The sequence below is a fragment of the Bacillus sp. 5mfcol3.1 genome (genome assembly GCF_900114335.1).
GTDB lineage: Bacteria > Bacillota > Bacilli > Bacillales > Bacillaceae_G > Bacillus_A > Bacillus_A thuringiensis_S.
This window is the reverse complement of record NZ_FOST01000001.1, coordinates 557,371-575,806: the sequence shown is the minus strand read 5'-3', so window position 1 is coordinate 575,806 and position 18,436 is coordinate 557,371. Positions and strand designations below refer to the sequence as shown.

The following is an 18,436-nucleotide window of genomic DNA, read 5'->3' as shown; positions in this document are numbered from 1 at the left end:
TATTCATTATGGGTAAAGATCGCCAAGAACGAAAACTACGAGAATCACGCCGCGTTGAATCTGATCGTGATCAATCACTACAATATCCAGGTGCAACTGGACTTGATACACCAGAGCAGGCTCGAAAACAAAACCAGCACTAATGAATACAAAAAGACGGTTTCGATATTGTACGAAACCGTCTTTTACATAATCATTTTAATGATTTTTATTTATATCGAAATAATATTTTGTGTACTATATCCTCCTATCACTTTTTTTACCTCCACCTATTTCCTTTAGAAAATCAAGCCCTCTCCAAAAATCTAGTAACTAATCATCTTCATTTTTTAACCTTTTTTCAATTACAATTTTTATAAAATACCAATTCCATTTTATATTACGAGAAAGAAAACAAAACAAAAAAATCAACCGAACGGTTGATTTTTTATCTCCTACTATAATGCGCAGTATCAATACCACGCTGCATTAACCAATGATATGTTTCACCTTTTACAACAAGAGGTACAGATTGCAACTCTTCTATCGTCTTCGCACCAAGAGCTGTCATAATAAATTTCAAATCTGTATGTAGAAGCTCAATTTCATCCACTAATTTCTCGATACCATCTTGCATTAAAATACGTAAAAAGTAACCAGCAAACGCAGTTGTATTCGCCCCTAATGCGATTGCTTTCGCTACGTCAAGCGCTGTCTGTATACCCCCTGATGCAATAAAAGAGAGGTTATTATTTGTAGAGGTTGCTTCAATAATCGAGGTTGCTGTTTGTATGCCCCAGTTATTAAAATAAGAAAGCATTCGCTGTCTTCTTTCATTTTCAACAGCAGCAAAATTCGTACCACCTTGCCCACCAATATCAATTGCCGTTACACCTACGTTCGCTAACTGTTGCATTGTTTCCTTGCTCATCCCAAATCCAACTTCTTTTACAATGACAGGAACTTTACTATTTAAAACAATTTTCTCTATGCGCTGAAGTACACCAGTAAAGTCACGGTCTCCTTCTGGCATCGTTAACTCTTGTATGACATTTAAATGAATTTGCAATGCATTCGCTTCAATCATATCAACGGCACGCTCTGCCTGCTCGATAGTTGCCTCACTACCTAAATTAGCAAAGAAAATACCATTCGGGTTTACCTTTCTAATCACCTTATAAGAAGCAGCCTCACTTTCATCTTTTAACGCCGCCATTTGCGACCCTACAGCCATAGCAAGGTTATGCTGTTTCGCTACATATGCTAATTGCTCATTAATATGTAACGTTTTCTCTCCTCCACCACCAGTCATCGCATTGATAAAAATCGGCGAACTTAGTGAAAGTTCGCCGATTTTTGTTTCACATGTTATTGTGTCATAATTTGAATTTGGCAAGCTTTGATGCACAAAATCAATATCATGAAAGCCATGCGTACGAGACTGACCAGTAGAAAGAGCGTATTCAATATGATCTAATTTACGTTTTGCCCTTACCACTTGTACCCCTCATTATTTCTTTAATTTTTTCAGTTGTTCACCAATAATATCACTTAATTGGAAAGTAGCAGAATCAGCATTTGGCTCATACTGACTATAATCTTCAATTACATTATTTTCCTCAAGCGCTTCTTTTATACTTAAAGAAATACGTTTCTCTGCTACGTGAACTTCAAGTACTTTCACTTTTACTTCTTGTCCCATTTCCAATACTTCATTCGGGTTTTTCACGTGACGATTTGCAATTTGAGATACGTGTACAAGTCCTTCAACGCCAGGTAAAATCTCAACGAATGCACCAAATGTAACAAGGCGTTTTACTACTCCCTCACGAATATCTCCAGCTTTTATTTCGCCAGCAACGTTTTCCCAAGGTCCTGGTTGAGCCGCTTTAATTGATAAAGAAATACGTTGTGTATCAGCATCAACAGATAACACCTTTACCTTAACCTTTTGACCTTGCTCTAATACTTCAGAAGGTTGCTCTACACGTTCGTGTGAAATTTGTGAAATGTGAACTAAACCGTCCACGCCACCAACGTTAACGAAAGCACCAAAGTCAGTTAATCGTTGCACTGTTCCTTCAACAACGTCACCTTCTTTTAATGAAGAAATTGCTTCTTTTTTCTTAGAATCTAGTTCTAATTCTACTACCGCTTTATGCGAAAGGATTACACGATTTTTTTCACGGTCTAATTCAACAATTTTCACCGCTAATGTTTTACCTTTATAGTCAGTAAAGTCTTCTACATAATGTACTTCTACAAGTGAAGCTGGAATAAAACCGCGAACACCAAGGTCCACAACTAATCCGCCATTCACAATATCTTTTACAGTAACATCAAATACATGACCAGAAGTAAATTTCTCTTGTAATTCTACCCATGCTTTTTCTGCATCAACAGCACGTTTAGATAAGACAAGATCATCTTCTTCTAATTTAATAATTTTCAACTCTAGTGTTTGATCTAATTCTACAACATCGCTTGCTTTTTCAATATGAACGTTAGCTAATTCACTAATTGGAATTACGCCATCTGTTTTGTATCCAACATTTACAAGCACTTGTTTCTCTTCAACTTTCGTTACAGAACCTGTAACAACGTCACCAACTTGTAATTCTTTTGAATCCATAACTTCTTCATTCATTTTCTCTACCATGGAAATACCTCCCTACAGAATTGACAAAGCATTTTTTTATGTATATACGAAATGAAAACAAAGTTTTCATTTGCATGTTTAAGAATTTCTCATCACATACTCTTTTTCAATACCATTCACAAGAAAATATATTAAACCTATATAAATAGTATACAGCAAAACCAGCTTGAAAAAAGTATGTTTTGAAATATAATAGCGAATATATTCTGACAGTTTTATTCCTCTTTAACTAACTTCTTACAAATCAGCTCATTTGTCAAGGAAAGAGACTCACAATTCACGTATCCTTTACATTTCTATTTCAACAAAAAAAGAAAGAGGATTATCCCCTTTCTTTATTTCGCAAACACTCCTGAAACAATACTCATAATTTTTTGGACAACTTCTTCAATTGATAAAGAAGTCGTATCTAATTCCAATGCATCATCAGCCTTTTTTAGTGGAGAAACTTCGCGTTCTGAATCTAATTTATCACGCTGAGCAATTTCTTCTTTTAGCTGCTCTAAATTAGAATCGAAACCTTTATTTAAATTTTCTAAATGCCTTCTTTCCGCTCTTTCTTCAACAGAAGCAAGCATAAAGATTTTCACTTCAGCATCCGGTAATACATGTGTACCAATATCACGGCCGTCCATTACAACGCCGCCTTTTTTCGCTAACTCTTGCTGACGACGTACCATTTCTTCACGAACAAGGCGATGCTTCGCTACAATAGATACTCGATTCGTCACATCAGGTGTACGGATTACTTCAGAAACATCTTGTCCATTCAAAAATACAAGCTGCGTATTTTCTCCTTGCTGAAATTCAATATTTACATTCTTTACAACTTCCATTAACTGTTCTTCATTCTCAATATCTACTTTTTGTTCAAGGGCTGCATATGTAAGTGTACGGTACATCGCGCCTGTATCAATATAAACGTAAGAAAGTTCCTTCGCAACAACTTTTGCCACTGTACTTTTCCCAGCAGCTGCTGGACCATCTATAGCAATTGAAATTCGTTTATCCATTGTAACACCTCATTTTTTCACTTATAAAACAAAACGAAAAGCAGGTGTTCACCCTGCTTCTTCTCATTTGCTTCACGTCATTAAATCCTCAATTATTGTAGCATAATCCTTCATAGAAGAAAATGAAAACTACCTATTCACCTGCAAGATTTCTGCTTTATTTTTTACCATGACACCTTCGTAATAAACAATTTTAGATAAATATTTCACTGATGACTTATGTATAAATAACAATTGTACAACAGAAAGACAAATGAATTGTATTATTAATATACGAATAAAAATTCTCTCCATCTTTTTCAACATAATTGCCCCCTCCTATACTATATTTGCACATTTCGTTTCGTGATTTTATACATCGTACATATAGCAGTTAATTTTATTGTCATTTTCGAGGCATACTTTTATACATTTCCATTGTCGAATTTACTCAAAACATGTTATGTTCTAAATGTATTTTTTTACTTGAAAGGGGTATAAGCATTGAAAAGAATCCTAGTTTTACACACAGGTGGAACAATTGCAATGGAGGAAGATAAAGAAACTGGGGTCGTACAACCAGGTGAAAAAAATCCTCTTTTAAAATTCATTCCTGATTTAGAAGGCGATGTTGATTTAATCGTTGAAGATGTGTTCCATCTACCATCTCCTCATATGACACCGAGCGAAATGTTACAATTACAAGTCATCATTGATGAAAGAGTAAAACAAGACAACATTCATGGCGTAGTCATTACGCATGGTACGGATACATTAGAAGAAACAGCTTATTTCTTAGATTTAACAGTACAAGCAACCATTCCGATTGTTGTGACAGGTGCAATGCGCTCTAGCAATGAGTTAGGTGCTGATGGTCTATATAACTTCTTATCAGCTGTAAAAGTTGCTAGTTGTGATGAAGCTGCAGAAAAAGGTGTTTTAGTCGTATTAAACGACGAAATTCATTGCGCTACAAATGTAACGAAAACACATACAAGTAATGTCGCAACATTCCAAAGCCCACAATATGGACCAATTGGAATGGTAACAAAACGCGGTGTTGTCTTCCATCACGCTTTAGTACATCACGAAACATATACGATAAACAAAGTATCTAAAAATGTAGTTGTTCTAAAAGCATATGCCGGCATGGATGATACATTATTAGCAGCAATCGAAAATCTTCCTGTAGACGGTATTGTTATCGAAGCGCTTGGACAAGGTAATCTACCTCCAAGAACACTTCCTAGTCTAGAACGATTATTAAATAAAGGTATTCCTGTCGTATTAGTTTCTCGCTGTTTCAACGGTATCGTTCAAGACGTATATTCGTATGAAGGTGGCGGTAAACACTTAAAAGATATGGGCATTGTATTCACATACGGCTTAAATGCACAAAAAGCACGCATTAAATTACTTGTCGCATTAGAGAATACAAATTCTCATGAATCCATTCAAAATATGTTTATGCACGAATAAAAAGGAGCTGTCGAGGTTTTCCCGACAGCTCCTTTTTATTTTTCTCTTGATGCAATAGTTTGTGCAATCGCATCTCCATGAAATCTACCGTTCTCGATAAATATTTCATTTGCATTATTTCCAGCAGCTATGACACCTGCAATGAAAATATTTTCAGCATTCGTTTCCATTCTATCCTCTGTATAAATTGGACGTCCTGTTTCTTCATCAATCTTAACACCCATCTTTGTTAAGAAGCTATGATCAGGATGATAACCAGTCATCGCAAATACAAAATCATTTTGGATTGTAAAATCTTCACCATCAACTGTAAACGTTAATGTATGCTCAGTAATTTCTTTCACATGAGCCCCGAAATGCATTTGAATTGTGTCGTTTCGTACTAACGCCTCAAATTCCGGCAAAATCCAAGGCTTTATGCTTGGTGAATACTCACTTCCACGATACAGTACCGTTACACGCGCACCAGCTTTAACAAGTTCTAACGCGGCATCTACACTCGAGTTTTTCCCACCTATAACTACTACATCTCGATCAAAATAAGGATGCCCCTCTTTAAAATAGTGAGCTACTTTCTTCAATTCCTCACCTGGAACATTCATATAATTTGGATTATCATAATATCCAGTTGCTACAACAATATATTTCGCTATATATATTTCTTTACTTCCGTCACGCTTTGTCGTCTCAACCTGAAAAACTTCTCCATCGTTTTGAACTTTCTCCACTCGCTCAAAAGCATTTACACGTACAGATTTACGTTTTACTACTTCACGATAATACGCAAGCGCTTGATTTCGAACTGGCTTACGATTTTCTGTAATAAAAGCTACATCACCAATTTCTAATTTTTCACTAGAAGAGAAAAATGTTTGATGAGTTGGATAATTATAAATGGCATTTACAATGTTTCCTTTTTCAATTACTAACGGATTTATCCCTACCTTTTGCAACGAAATCGCTGCCGCTAATCCGCACGGACCGCCTCCGATTATAATAACTGTTTCTTTCTGCATACTCGTCCACTCCTAGTCTTCTACCAATACACTATTTATAAAAACAAGAAAAAACCTACTTACAGCAGTAGGCACCTATCTTTATTGTATTCATTTTTCATATATTTGTCATCTAAACGAAACGTACATCCGATAGACATCTGCTAAAAACTGCTGAAATTTAATACCTTGTTTCCCTAATACATTCTCAGGATCAATCTTTCTAGCTGGATCAAGCGTTTTATGTGACACGATATCTTTTTTCGGATTTAAGCCAAAATTTTGGCATAAATACGCATGATACCATGTAAAACGATTATATGCTTCCCAAAAGTTAACATCACCGCCATAACAAAGTTCCACTCCAATGGCCGCCTTATTCGCGTCATAGCCGTATAAGTCATTATCCGTCGGCACACCATATCGAACATGATATGCAACTTCATTTATAGGAATAATCTCCAATATTGTTTTATCATCTATAAATGTATGCGCCGAAGCTTTCGGTTGTAATTCATTAAAGTAATCTCGATTTCCTATCGCATTGCTTCCAGGATTCCCCGTATCATGACTTACAATAAATCTCACTTTAGTTAGAGGAATCCCCGGTCGTGAACTTCCATATCCTATATAGTTGCGCTCTATAGGAAACATCGCCATTGCTACCAACTCCCGCTCTAGAAGATTACCTTACTTCCTTATATATGTATTCGGTAGCAATGTCCTTATCGCATATTTCTTACGCGAAGAGAAAATCGAAAATATTTGAAGTGAACACCATAAACAACAAGATACTTACAGCCACTCCATAAAAACCGTAAAACCAAACACAATCTTCTTTCGTATCTAAACCGAAAAATTTGTTTACCGATTGTAATAATGTGCCACGCTTGCTTTGTTTGTTTCGTAATACTTCCACTCGCTCTACAACATCTGCTGGCATCATAAATCTTTGGTCTACTGTCATTTTCATCATTTATCTCTCCTTAAAATCATTTCCGTTTTGTTTATCTAAGGAGAGTATAGCACGTTTGTTCGCATAGAACAAGCGTTCTTTTTGTTTTTAATTTTTATTTTTATTTTATTTTTCAGCAAGCCAAGTAAAAATTGAGATTACAACGGCAATAATCGGCCCTACTACAACCATACCAAATATCAAAAACAGTAGCCCTTCCCCGAATATCCGAACAGTACTTATTTTTCGAGCTTTCACCGTTCTTGCAAGTTCTCCCTCTAACCTCTTAACCTTTTCTTCTAATTGTTCTACTCGTTCCAGCATTTCATTCTCCATATACAACACCTCATTTAATACTTCAACAAAAAAACGTGATTCCCTCGAAAGGAAATCACGTTTTCTCAAGATATAATATTTTATACCCAACCTCTGAAGCGGCTTGCTTCAGCCATTTTACGAACACCAATCATGTACGCCGCTAAGCGCATGTTCACTTTACGAACTTGTGCTGTTTCATAAATAGAATCAAATGATTTTACCATTACTTTTTCTAAACGTTGTTCTACTTCTTCTTCAGTCCAGTAGTAACCTTGGTTATTTTGTACCCACTCAAAGTAAGATACCGTTACACCACCAGCACTTGCTAATACGTCTGGAACAAGTAAAATTCCGCGATCTGTTAAAATTTTAGTCGCTTCTAATGTTGTTGGACCATTTGCAGCTTCAACAACGATTTTCGCTTTAATATCATTAGCATTTTCTTCTGTAATTTGGTTCTCAATTGCAGCTGGAACTAAAATATCGCAATCAAGCTCTAACAATTCTTTGTTTGAAATTGTATTGTTAAATAGCTTTGTTACTGTACCGAAGCTATCACGACGGTCTAATAAATAATCAATATCTAATCCGTTTGGATCATGTAAAGCGCCGTAAGCATCTGAGATTGCAATAACTTTCGCACCTGCATCATGCATAAATTTAGCTAAGAAGCTACCAGCATTACCGAACCCTTGAACAACAACGCGTGCACCCTTAATATCAATGCCACGTTTTTTCGCAGCTTCGCGAATACAAATTGTTACACCTTTCGCAGTTGCTGTTTCACGTCCATGTGATCCACCTAATACAAGCGGTTTACCTGTAATAAATCCTGGTGAATTAAATTCATCAATACGGCTATACTCATCCATCATCCATGCCATAATTTGAGAGTTTGTGAATACATCTGGAGCTGGAATATCTTTCGTCGGACCTACGATTTGGCTAATTGCTCGTACATAACCGCGGCTTAATCTTTCTAACTCACGGAATGACATTTCACGTGGATCACAGATAATTCCACCCTTACCTCCACCATATGGTAAATCAACAATACCACATTTTAAACTCATCCAGATTGAAAGTGCTTTCACTTCATTTTCTGTTACATTCGGATGGAAGCGAATTCCACCTTTCGTTGGACCAACAGCATCATTATGTTGTGCACGATATCCTGTAAATATTTTAACAGTCCCGTCATCCATACGAACTGGTATTTTCACTGTCATCATACGAATTGGTTCTTTTAATAATTCATATACTTCGTTTGGATAACCCAATTTTTCTAACGCTTCACTAATAACAATTTGTGTTGAATTCAATAGTTCAAAATGTTGTTCCCTTTGTTGTTGTGTTTTTGTTTGAGTTCCCTTTTCGGCTACCATAGTAAGTAAACCCCCTGTAATTTCACTTGTTTAGTAAACCTTCATTGCCTAGTATACACCCTTAAATTTGGAATGCAATAGAAAACGCTAACAAATATATACAAACTATTTTCTGTTGCAAGCGTTTTCACTATTATTATAGTCCTTTTATTACTTTTAGAAAAGTAAAATACTTAAATATTTAAATATTTTTTATTTTCCTCAGCGACGCTCCCATAAAACTGCATATTTTATTTTCAAAAAGTATGTTCGCGTATTTACTATCATCCCTTCCCTTATCCAAATAAAAACAAAACCTCAGCTATGTTGTATTAGCTGAGGTTTTGTTTTTTCACAAAGTAATTGTGTATTTGTTCTATCGCGTTAAAATCCATTAATTCTTTACCGTACTCCATGATGCGATAAATAGTTGCTGTAGACGGATTGCCGTATTCCGCTAAAATAGCTATAAAATCCGCTTTTAACAATTGAATTTGTTCCTCTTCTTCCACCCAAAGATAGAAGCGCTCATCCCACGTATATAGCTTTCCGCCAGTTACACCAAGGTTATATAAGCGATTCGACAGGTTAATTATGTCATCTAGCGTAGCAAACTCATATAATATATGTTCACTTTCATCTAGAGTCACTTGCATTTCAATAAACTCGTCACGGAACTCATCATCCGTATCCATTTCTTGATTTTCTTTCGTTACAATTACAACCATCCCTTGTGCTTGTAGAGAAAACACTTCAACTGCAATCGGACCATCTGCTTCAAATCCTAATTCCTTATTTGCTTCTTGCATCATATCACGAAATAATTGCTGTACTTTCGGCGCATTTCTCCATAAATCTTCTTTCGTTAATCCTCGTTCAGATAAATCATCAAATGTTAGAAAAATTTTTATCTTATTGTAATTTAATCGTTCCAGCCTCATCTCATACCCTCCCTACGTAACCAATGCATCTAATTTTTATTATATGAAATAGAAAATAGATGGTTCTTTTCGAACAACTATTCCGACATTTTTAACCATTCATCCCATTCTTCTTTCGTATCACCAATTAAGATTGTTTCAATGTCCAACTGGTTTAGAACGCCTAGCTTTCCGATAAATCCAACAGAAAGAGATTCCCTTTTTTCTTGTAATACATTTATAAAGTTCATCGTCTTTTTCATTTCTAGTTCGTCAGCAAAAGATACAAATACATATTTCGGCTGTATTTCCTCTACCGCTGACAACATACCATCTTCAGCTAAGCTTGTCCTAATATATATCGCCTCATATCCTTTTAAGCGTAAATAAGTTGAAAAAATAAATCCTTTCAATGCATTCTTTTCTAACACAATAACTTTGTGTAAAGAAGAAAACATTGAGGCATTGTGATACACCATCCCTAGACGCGTTTGTAAAAATGATAGTGCATATTGAAATTGCACCATTGAAATCTCATTATTATTTTTTGACGTTAATAATTTGTCTGTCACTCGAAGAACGATACTGGCAACAACCTTTTCTGTTGAATATATACTAAAAGCTTCGTTTAATAATGCAGCAATTGTAATTTCATCAAATTTTAACAAAGCTTGTAGCAAATCGTCCACTAAAACAACTTCTTTATCGAAATGTATCTCTTTTTGAACTGTACTCTGCAAACGATTCTCTTCTAATAACTGAACTGCTTGTCCAATCATCATACCGGAAGAAACTTTTTCCATTAACCATTTTAAAATTTGAATATGCTCTTCTGTATATAAACGATGCCCAGCTTGATTCCGCTTTGGGGAAATAATTTGATATCGTCTTTCCCATGCGCGAAGCGTACTCGGCTGAACTCCAATTATATTTGAAACAGCTTTTATATTATATTTTCCACTAAGAGTTGGCATCATTTCCCTCCGCACAATGTAATAATATGTGTTTGAGCAGGAGCTCGGAAACGAAGTGGTATCAATGTTGTTCCGTACCCATTACTAACAAAAAGAATCGTATTCAAATGGTTATATACGCCACCTTTTAAATATTTTTTAGATGGGAATAATCGGATTTGTCCTCCATGCGTATGTCCACTTAATACAAGTGAAATCTGTTCATTTCCAGACATCTTTTTTATTATATCAGGGTTGTGACTAACTAAGATACGAAAACCATCTTCTTTACAATCCGCCAATGCCAAATCTAAACGATCACGGTGCAATCCAACATCATCTATACCGAGCAAACAAATTTTCTCGCCTAATTCAGACTCAAATACCACTCTTGTATTATCTAAAACTTTTACGTTATTTTCTAATAATAAAGCATCTAATTCATGATATTCTATCTCATAATCATTGTTTCCCCACACAAAATATACAGGAGCTATCTCTCTTAACTTTTGAATATTGGCAGAGATTTTTGATAAAGAGACTCCTTTCTCTGCTAAATCTCCTCCGATAATTACGAAATCTACTTTTCCTTTTACTTGTTCAATTAACAAATTCGAAATGACTCTTCTATGAATATCAGAAATAAAAAACACATTTACTTTTTGAAAACTTTTCGGAAATTCTTTAAATACTAAAGTATGTTCCAACACTGTATTACGCATCGCTTCTTTATACATCACAAGAAGTAATAAAATCCCCATTCCTATGAGAGTACTGAATAATATAATCCATATCATATTTTTTACTCCCCTCATCATAAAGATAACCCTAGGCTTTTATAACAAACTGCGTTCGCCTAATTCACTAGCTCTCTTGCTTTGTGGACTTATCTTTTATCGGAATTTTTAATTCTTGACCTGCACTCACTTCATCTTCTTGCAAGTTATTATACTTTTTAATTACTTCAACCCCATTTTCATCTAAAAAATATTGCTTCGCTATACTTTCTAAAGTTTCTCCCTCTTTCACAGTATGCGTTATCGCTTTTTCAGACTGTTTCTGCGACTCAGATTTAGCTGAATCAAAGAAGATTACTTCAAACGCACTTTTCCCGGCATTATTACTATCGCCCTTCACCTGAATATATTTATCCGTATACCACAAAATACTAATCGGCAGCAGAATGAATAGAAATGTTAAAACCCGGACGAAAATATGATTTATTTTAAACTTTTGTTTTTTCTCTTTATTTCTATGAATTTCACTACGCGGCGGTAAACTTTCTTTTTCTTCTACTCGCTCAACTTCTAATTCCTCTTCAAAATCAGGAATTCGTTTCCTCATGTTGTTCACCACCACCTTCCATTTATTTTCTTAATTGGAGTCCCATTATAAAATCAACAAGAAAGTGTGCAAAGATTGTTATAAACAAATTCCCTGTCCATTCAAATACATAACCAAAGACAAAACTAATGAAACAGACGAAACAAAACAAAAATGGCTTTGTTATATAACGAATATGTAACACTGCAAATACGAAACTCGCAATTACAATTCCAAAATGAGTCTGCACTACACCTCTAAATAAAAATTCTTCTGCAAAACCGATTACGAACGTAATAATGAGTAAATGCAGAACCGACATTCCTCGAAACATCTTATCGTTAATACCACCATCATCAAACCAAGACTCTGGAAACACTCGCATTGCAACATAATCTAATAACACAATACCAATCGCTAACAAACCACCTATAATAAGTATAGATACTGGTTCCCATCTCCATAAATTAAACACTTCTTTTACATCTTGAAATAATATATATGCTAGTAAACAGCCAATACCGATAATAATTAACTGTGTTATATATAGATTCAGCCTTATTTCCTGCGGACTCATATCTTCAACATTATGCCTTTGAATGTTCATCATTCCCCCATCTTTTCTAGGCCGAAAAGCTTTTGTAACTCTGTTTCCCAATTATAGTCGAAATCCGATTGTTGCGCTCGTCTTTTTTTATAATCTTCTTTTGTAATACCACAATAATCACAGCAATTATTTAACTCTTTCTCTTTCCTATAACCGAACTGTTGCAACACATATTCACGTCTACATCCTTTAACTCGTATCCATGACTTCATATTTTCTAGCTCACTATATTTATTACGCAACCTTATTTCTACTTCAGCTATTAATCGGTTCATAATTTCATCTGACAAACCCTCTAATAATAATCTTCGTTGTTGTATAATTCCAACCTGTTCGAGATGATAACGAACGAAACGCCAATATTGCTCATTAAATCTTGCTGCATTATAACAAATTTCTTCTACATCTTCTATTGGTAATTCTTTCGTTTGAAACATTCTTTCTTGTAGTAAAGAAAATAAAAATTGTATTTGCGACTTACTTGGCAATTCATCCTCAATGATTGAAATTGGTAAATCATGATCCAACGGACTACACAATAAAATAGCTATACTCGGTTCGCCATCTCTTCCAGCTCTTCCGATTTCTTGTAAGTAAGAAGCTATATTAGTTGGATAATGAAAATGAATAATATATTGCGTATTCGCCTTATTTACCCCCATACCAAATGCACTTGTACATATTACAAGCTGCAATTGATCGTTCATAAACTGTTGTTGAATTAACATACGCTCTTCATGTTCCATACCACCATGATAAAAAGCTACACCAGTAACACCTTTTCCTCTCAAGTATTCCGTTAACCTTTCTGTCCACGCTCTACTTGAACAATATACAATTCCCGGCCCTTGTAAATACATCACCTGCTCCAAAAGCGCCTCTTTCTTTTCTTCTATCGTCTCTACAAATTGCACCTCCATTGCAATATTAGGACGGTCAATAGAGTATACATGTTCCGCGGCACCCTTTAAATTTAAACTGTCTGCGATATCTTGTAGTACCCCTTTTGTCGCTGTGGCTGTCAATGCTAATACTGTAGGAGAACCAATATTTTCAATAACTACATTTAGTTTCTTATAGTCCGGTCTAAAATCATAACCCCATTGAGAAATACAATGAGCCTCATCAACAACAAATAATGAAATATGAATTTTCTTCAATTCCCTAATTAATAACTCCGACTGTAACATCTCTGGTGAAACAAAAATAAATTTATATGAAGATAATTTTTTCATCGCTTCTCTTTTTTCATTTAATGTCCGAAAACTATTAAATGCTATCACTCGGTTTTTCACAACATACTTTAATTGTGTCACTTGATCTTCCATTAAAGATAATAACGGTGATACAACAAGCACTGTTCCTTCTCGCATAAGCCCCGGAAACTGATAGCACATAGATTTCCCTCTTCCAGTCGGAAGCATTGCTATCACATCTTTTCCTTCTAATAAATCTGTAATAACTCCTTTTTGACCTGGACGAAATTCAGAATATCCAAACCACTTATATAAATATTCTTCAAGTTTCATTTACACCCTCCATCCGCGCTAATACAAGACGAACTTCAAAATAAGAGATATCTTCTCCAACAGCTTGTTTCAAAACACGTAACTTCCGCGTTTGTAATGCTTCAATTACTTTTATTACTTTGTCTATCTTTTCTTTTTCCATAAACATTTCAATAGAAAAATCTTTTTCTCGCAAAGCAATTTCAACAAAATGATCTTCTATCGTTGCAACCTTTAAATTCCGAATCGTCGCTATTTCTTCTAAAGAACGCCCTTGTCTCCAAAAATTATATGTTTTTTTCGTGGATAAACTAAATAATTCAGCTCTCTCATTTGGATAAGATATAATTTCAGCTAATAGTGGAAATTCATTTTCTTTATCACGAACTTCTTGTATAAAGAAATGCATTGTACCCCAAAATAAAAAATACACCCTGAATATATCTTGTTTTGTAATTTCTGCTAATTGTTGCAATGTACAACCAATACGTTCATAGCCCGTTAGTCGATATGTTACAATCGTCGCTTCTATCGCATTACTCTTTTCCAAAAGATTATGTACTTCCGTCCATAGTTTCCTCGCCAACTCACTTCTTTTATATGGCCTTCCTGTTAGAAAACGTTTTACCCACATCATTATTTCTGTATCTTGTTGAATTGGGATAAACTTCGTATTATTCTGTTGTAAATTTGATATGGTTTGAATAATCAATGATAATCTTTTCCAAAATGTTTCACCTAATTCACCATAATGTAAACCATGCAAATGTGCTGGAAAAGCATAAACTTCCTCCCATTTATGTAACTGCATTTTACCCGTAGGTGTTAACACATATGTATTTTCATGTATTTCTTGAATAAAATCCGCTTGCAACAACTTTACAACTTCACCATCATAGTCATTTCTATTTAATGATTTATATATTCCGAATAAAAAAGAAATCCGGAACATATTTCCATCTTGTAAAGTTTGCGAAGAACGTTTGCCCTTTAGTAAATAATAAATAGAAGAAACGGTTCTTTCACCATTCAATTGTTTTAAACAATGCAACAAAGTATATTGTATTTGCATGACCGCTTCCACCTTCCAATCTTAACTTCATTCTTTTCAGTACAATTACACTATCTACTGTCGCTCATTAAACTTATCATATAAGAACTATATACTTGTATATATTCTATTGTATCAAACGAAATCACATTTACGTATTTTGAAAATCTTATGACATAATTCAAAAATAAGTTGACACTCTAATTGATAAGCATTATCATTATAATTTTATGTTGAAAAGTTTCACAAACCGTTTTACAATAAGGTTATAATTTTTATGGCGAGCTTTTCACATACATATTATCAGGAGGGAAAAAAGATGGCAAAATATACAATCGTTGATAAAGATACTTGTATTGCATGTGGTGCTTGTGGCGCTGCTGCACCAGACATTTATGACTATGATGATGAAGGTATTGCATTTGTAACATTAGACGATAACCAAGGTATCGTTGAAATTCCAGATGTATTAATTGAAGATATGATGGATGCATTCGAAGGCTGTCCAACTGACTCAATTAAAGTTGCTGACGAATCATTCGACGGAGACGCTTTAAAATTCGAATAGTCTTTTATTAACTTCAAAAAACGCCCCTCATATTGATGAGGGGCGTTTTTTGTATCTAAATTTTATTTTCCTTAATAAAAAACCATTAGTAGTTCCACACTACTAATGGTTTTAATATATATTATGCATTTTTCATTTTTGCAAACACCCATACTTTCAGGCGTGAGAATAATGCTACAAATACAATTGTTACAACAATTCCTTTAATTAAATTAAATGGTAAGATTGCCGTTACAACCGTTGTTCTGATAGCTTCGCTAGACATAGCCGGTGAATTTAAAAACCAAGTGTAAGCCGGGAATATGATGATGTAGTTTAATACACTCATAATAAGTGCCATTGTAATTGTCCCTAGCATTAATCCTGTCGTTAAACTCTTCACAGTACGATACTTTCTAAATAAGAAAGCTGCTGGTCCAATAAATAAACATCCTGCAATAAAGTTTGCAATTTCTCCAACTGGTACTCCTGTTAAACTTCCTTGAATCCCGTAATGTAAAATGTTCTTTATCGCCTCTACAATCACTCCTGCTACTGGTCCAAAGATAATTGCTGCAATTAGAGCTGGTACATCACTAAAATCAATTTTCAAAAATGGCGGAAGCCCTGGGAACGGGAAATCCAACATCATTAGTAAATATGCAATACTACTTAGCATCGCTACACTCACCATCTGCACTACACTGTTTTTTTGTTTCATCTTTCTCTCTCCTTTTCCATCGATCATCTCATGGAAAGTGGAAAGGTTCTGCTATGCCTATTTTTTCATAGAACGAAAAAACCCTTTGTGTTTTACACAAAGGGAGAATTTAAGGCACATCAAACAGACGTTCAAATCCATATCTTTTTTGAACGCTTGAACCTCCATCTTCTCCCATCCAGACTATACTGTCGGCTTTGGAATCACACCAAATCCTGCCTTAACGGCTCGCGGGCTTAGAACAAAATCATAAATAGTTCATCACCGCCGGTCGGGATTTTCACCCTGCCCCGAAGATAGACCGATATTCTATTTTCCCCTTCATTATACAACAACCTTATAACATTGTGAACTAAAAAATTGTAACTTATTTAAAATTAGTTATTTATTTTTCGTAACAACAAATGAATTGCGAAATATTTTACAATACAATCCATATTTTTTATTATTCGGCATTTCTCTTTTGAATTACCTAGTCATATATAATTAAAAGTGATAAGATATTGAATTGTTAAGATAAGAACATTTTCTGAGTTATGGAGGAAATGTCATGAAAAAAGAAAAGAGACATTCTATTCGAGAAGCAATGAAAAAAAACTTAAGAAAAGAATACTTTTACTTAAAAAAAGAATTACTTTTCTACTGCCCAATTGATTTAGGCACATTCTCAAACGAGACATACTATGCTACTTTCGATGAAGATGGCATCAGTATTTATCAGTATGATAAGAAAACAGAAAGTAAATTAAAATTGTGTGAGCGTCATCCGTGGAAGAGTTGGAGTAAAGTGAAGATTGATCACTATTTGACAACTTCTCAATTTATTTTTCAGGGTGAGCGAAATTGGATCTTATCTCTTTTTCAAAAAGGAAAAGAAGCTCAAAAAATTATTGAAGAGCATACATCTTTACAAACAGAAGTTGTTTCCCGCTCTTTCTTAAAAAAACTTCCTGGCTTTCGTTCTAATACACCACTGAATAAATACATCGGTAGCATTTGTTACACTGCACTTATTGCATTTTTATTAAAATGGATGATTCCATTTCAAGCACCACAAATCGCCCTGTATTCTATTTCGATTGGTTGTATGCTTCTTGGCCTACTTTGTTTGACAATCGGTTTAATTGAACCGACTATCGTACTGTTTCGAACAAAAGAGAAAACAAGAACAAAAGTTTTTTACTTATATAGCTATTTAGCTATTTCTGGATTTATATGTGTCTTTATTTTTTGGTAAAAGAAACCGTCCCAAAATAAATTTTGGGACGGTTTTCTTTTAAATATAGATACTCTAATTCACTCAATACTTCTAGGAGAAGCGCCCATATAATTTCATTTACATTGAACCTTATTTAAGAATATTCAAAGTTTAATTTTTGAGACGTTGCCTTTACTTAACATATAATTGTTGATTAGGATAAATTAGCTCTTGCTGCAATCCATTTTTTTCTTTAATTTCCTTAAGTGTCATACTAAATTTCCGTGCAATACTAACTAAAGTATCCCCTTTTTGTACGACATATAATGATGAAGAAACAACTTCATTTCTTTGTTCACTTAAAACAAGCAATGGGTTCATCGCATTCTTTTTCGCCATCGTCCATCTTCCTTGATGAAGTTCTAGATGTAAGTGTGCACCTCGCGATTCTCCCGTGTTCCCTACTTCTCCAATTTTTTCTCCTTTTGAAATATAATCCCCTTGAACTACATATCTCTTATTTAAATGTGCATACACAGCCTCATATTCTCCATGTTTAATAAATATAACGTTTCCATAACTACTTGAATAATAAGACTTTGTTACCTTCCCTTCTTGAATAGCTGACACAGGCGTGCCGATCGGTGCCGCTATATCTATACCGTAGTGTTTTCCGTGTCTTGTCCCAAAATAATCACTTATCTGTCCTTCAACAGGCCATGCCCATTGATTTCCCTCTGCGTACACATGTAATTGAGATAAAAACAGTACTGTCAATAACATAATGCCGTATTTTAAAACTTTCATATACATCCTCCGTTTTCTAATTACCACCATACCTTCTCTATTTTGGTATATTACAGAAAA

At 34.7% G+C, this 18,436-nt stretch carries 22 protein-coding genes and 1 riboswitch; of the genes, 4 read left to right on the top strand and 18 right to left on the bottom strand.

Annotated features, from left to right (window positions below; translation table 11 throughout):
* Window positions 1-8: 8 nt before the first annotated feature.
* Entirely contained in the window at window positions 9-143 is a 135-nt protein-coding gene (locus BM089_RS30530) for a YpzI family protein (protein ID WP_000513900.1), read from the top strand.
* A 284-nt stretch (window positions 144-427) separates the two neighbouring features.
* On the opposite strand, the gene BM089_RS03085 is transcribed toward BM089_RS30530, so the two are convergent.
* The 4 genes from BM089_RS03085 to BM089_RS30950 form a co-directional block, all read right to left on the bottom strand.
* The gene (locus BM089_RS03085; RefSeq protein WP_000251041.1) at window positions 428-1,477 is read right to left on the bottom strand and encodes a type 2 isopentenyl-diphosphate Delta-isomerase; all 1,050 of its coding nucleotides are present in this window, start codon (window positions 1,475-1,477) and stop codon (window positions 428-430) included.
* Between the two features lie 12 nt (window positions 1,478-1,489).
* Complete coding sequence (gene rpsA, locus BM089_RS03080) at window positions 1,490-2,638, bottom strand: 30S ribosomal protein S1 (RefSeq protein WP_000229558.1); 1,149 nt, start codon at window positions 2,636-2,638, stop codon at window positions 1,490-1,492.
* A 335-nt stretch (window positions 2,639-2,973) separates the two neighbouring features.
* A complete protein-coding gene (cmk, locus tag BM089_RS03075) occupies window positions 2,974-3,651 on the bottom strand; it encodes a (d)CMP kinase (RefSeq protein WP_000361252.1) in 678 nt (225 codons plus the stop codon).
* A gap of 129 nt (window positions 3,652-3,780) precedes the next feature.
* A complete protein-coding gene (locus tag BM089_RS30950) occupies window positions 3,781-3,954 on the bottom strand; it encodes a YpfB family protein (protein ID WP_023521499.1) in 174 nt (57 codons plus the stop codon).
* 180 nt (window positions 3,955-4,134) lie between these two features.
* On the opposite strand from BM089_RS30950, the gene ansA reads away from it, so the two are divergent.
* The gene (gene ansA / locus BM089_RS03065; RefSeq protein WP_000822009.1) at window positions 4,135-5,109 is read left to right on the top strand and encodes an asparaginase; all 975 of its coding nucleotides are present in this window, start codon (window positions 4,135-4,137) and stop codon (window positions 5,107-5,109) included.
* Window positions 5,110-5,144: 35 nt separating this feature from the next.
* Here ansA and BM089_RS03060 read toward each other — a convergent pair whose 3' ends face one another.
* The 12 genes from BM089_RS03060 to BM089_RS03005 form a co-directional block, all read right to left on the bottom strand.
* The gene (locus BM089_RS03060; protein WP_001168518.1) at window positions 5,145-6,125 is read right to left on the bottom strand and encodes a YpdA family putative bacillithiol disulfide reductase; all 981 of its coding nucleotides are present in this window, start codon (window positions 6,123-6,125) and stop codon (window positions 5,145-5,147) included.
* A 108-nt stretch (window positions 6,126-6,233) separates the two neighbouring features.
* A complete protein-coding gene (locus tag BM089_RS03055; RefSeq protein ID WP_001240655.1) occupies window positions 6,234-6,764 on the bottom strand; it encodes a peptidoglycan recognition protein family protein in 531 nt (176 codons plus the stop codon).
* Between the two features lie 79 nt (window positions 6,765-6,843).
* Window positions 6,844-7,080: a DUF3961 domain-containing protein gene (locus tag BM089_RS03050; protein ID WP_001983018.1), complete on the bottom strand. Its 237-nt coding sequence runs from the start codon at window positions 7,078-7,080 to the stop codon at window positions 6,844-6,846.
* A 105-nt stretch (window positions 7,081-7,185) separates the two neighbouring features.
* On the bottom strand, window positions 7,186-7,395 hold the full coding sequence (locus tag BM089_RS03045) for a hypothetical protein (RefSeq protein WP_000426766.1): 210 nt from the start codon (window positions 7,393-7,395) through the stop codon (window positions 7,186-7,188).
* A gap of 80 nt (window positions 7,396-7,475) precedes the next feature.
* Window positions 7,476-8,762 (bottom strand): NAD-specific glutamate dehydrogenase, encoded by a 1,287-nt coding sequence (gudB, locus tag BM089_RS03040; RefSeq protein WP_000225172.1) that lies wholly within the window; start codon window positions 8,760-8,762, stop codon window positions 7,476-7,478.
* A gap of 311 nt (window positions 8,763-9,073) precedes the next feature.
* A complete protein-coding gene (locus tag BM089_RS03035) occupies window positions 9,074-9,682 on the bottom strand; it encodes a genetic competence negative regulator (RefSeq protein WP_001235398.1) in 609 nt (202 codons plus the stop codon).
* A gap of 77 nt (window positions 9,683-9,759) precedes the next feature.
* Window positions 9,760-10,635 (bottom strand): MerR family transcriptional regulator, encoded by an 876-nt coding sequence (locus tag BM089_RS03030; protein ID WP_139213199.1) that lies wholly within the window; start codon window positions 10,633-10,635, stop codon window positions 9,760-9,762.
* Window positions 10,635-11,411 carry a metallophosphoesterase gene (locus BM089_RS03025; protein ID WP_016513095.1) on the bottom strand — a complete coding sequence of 259 codons (777 nt, stop codon included), beginning with the start codon at window positions 11,409-11,411 and terminating at the stop codon, window positions 10,635-10,637. Before BM089_RS03025 ends, BM089_RS03030 begins: the two co-directional genes overlap by 1 nt.
* Before the next feature lie 67 nt (window positions 11,412-11,478).
* Window positions 11,479-11,958: a LysM peptidoglycan-binding domain-containing protein gene (locus BM089_RS03020; protein ID WP_016513096.1), complete on the bottom strand. Its 480-nt coding sequence runs from the start codon at window positions 11,956-11,958 to the stop codon at window positions 11,479-11,481.
* Window positions 11,959-11,980: 22 nt separating this feature from the next.
* A complete protein-coding gene (locus BM089_RS03015) occupies window positions 11,981-12,544 on the bottom strand; it encodes a CPBP family intramembrane glutamic endopeptidase (protein ID WP_001025783.1) in 564 nt (187 codons plus the stop codon).
* A complete protein-coding gene (recQ, locus tag BM089_RS03010; RefSeq protein WP_016082279.1) occupies window positions 12,544-14,073 on the bottom strand; it encodes an ATP-dependent DNA helicase RecQ in 1,530 nt (509 codons plus the stop codon). The genes BM089_RS03015 and recQ overlap by 1 nt, the downstream gene beginning before the upstream one ends.
* Window positions 14,063-15,124, bottom strand: a complete 1,062-nt coding sequence (locus BM089_RS03005; RefSeq protein WP_001167017.1) for a YpbB family protein — start codon at window positions 15,122-15,124, stop codon at window positions 14,063-14,065. The genes recQ and BM089_RS03005 overlap by 11 nt, the downstream gene beginning before the upstream one ends.
* A gap of 298 nt (window positions 15,125-15,422) precedes the next feature.
* Here BM089_RS03005 and BM089_RS03000 point away from each other — a divergent pair, with 298 nt between their 5' ends.
* Window positions 15,423-15,671, top strand: coding sequence for a ferredoxin (locus BM089_RS03000; protein WP_001151993.1), 249 nt, complete (start codon window positions 15,423-15,425; stop codon window positions 15,669-15,671).
* A 121-nt stretch (window positions 15,672-15,792) separates the two neighbouring features.
* Here BM089_RS03000 and BM089_RS02995 read toward each other — a convergent pair whose 3' ends face one another.
* A complete protein-coding gene (locus BM089_RS02995; RefSeq protein WP_000810856.1) occupies window positions 15,793-16,371 on the bottom strand; it encodes an ECF transporter S component in 579 nt (192 codons plus the stop codon).
* Window positions 16,372-16,533: 162 nt separating this feature from the next.
* Window positions 16,534-16,673: riboswitch (FMN riboswitch) on the bottom strand.
* Between the two features lie 248 nt (window positions 16,674-16,921).
* Here BM089_RS02995 and BM089_RS02990 point away from each other — a divergent pair.
* Window positions 16,922-17,608: a hypothetical protein gene (locus tag BM089_RS02990; RefSeq protein ID WP_000711798.1), complete on the top strand. Its 687-nt coding sequence runs from the start codon at window positions 16,922-16,924 to the stop codon at window positions 17,606-17,608.
* A gap of 153 nt (window positions 17,609-17,761) precedes the next feature.
* Here BM089_RS02990 and BM089_RS02985 read toward each other — a convergent pair whose 3' ends face one another.
* Window positions 17,762-18,376: a peptidoglycan DD-metalloendopeptidase family protein gene (locus BM089_RS02985; protein ID WP_000866227.1), complete on the bottom strand. Its 615-nt coding sequence runs from the start codon at window positions 18,374-18,376 to the stop codon at window positions 17,762-17,764.
* Window positions 18,377-18,436 lie beyond the last annotated feature (60 nt).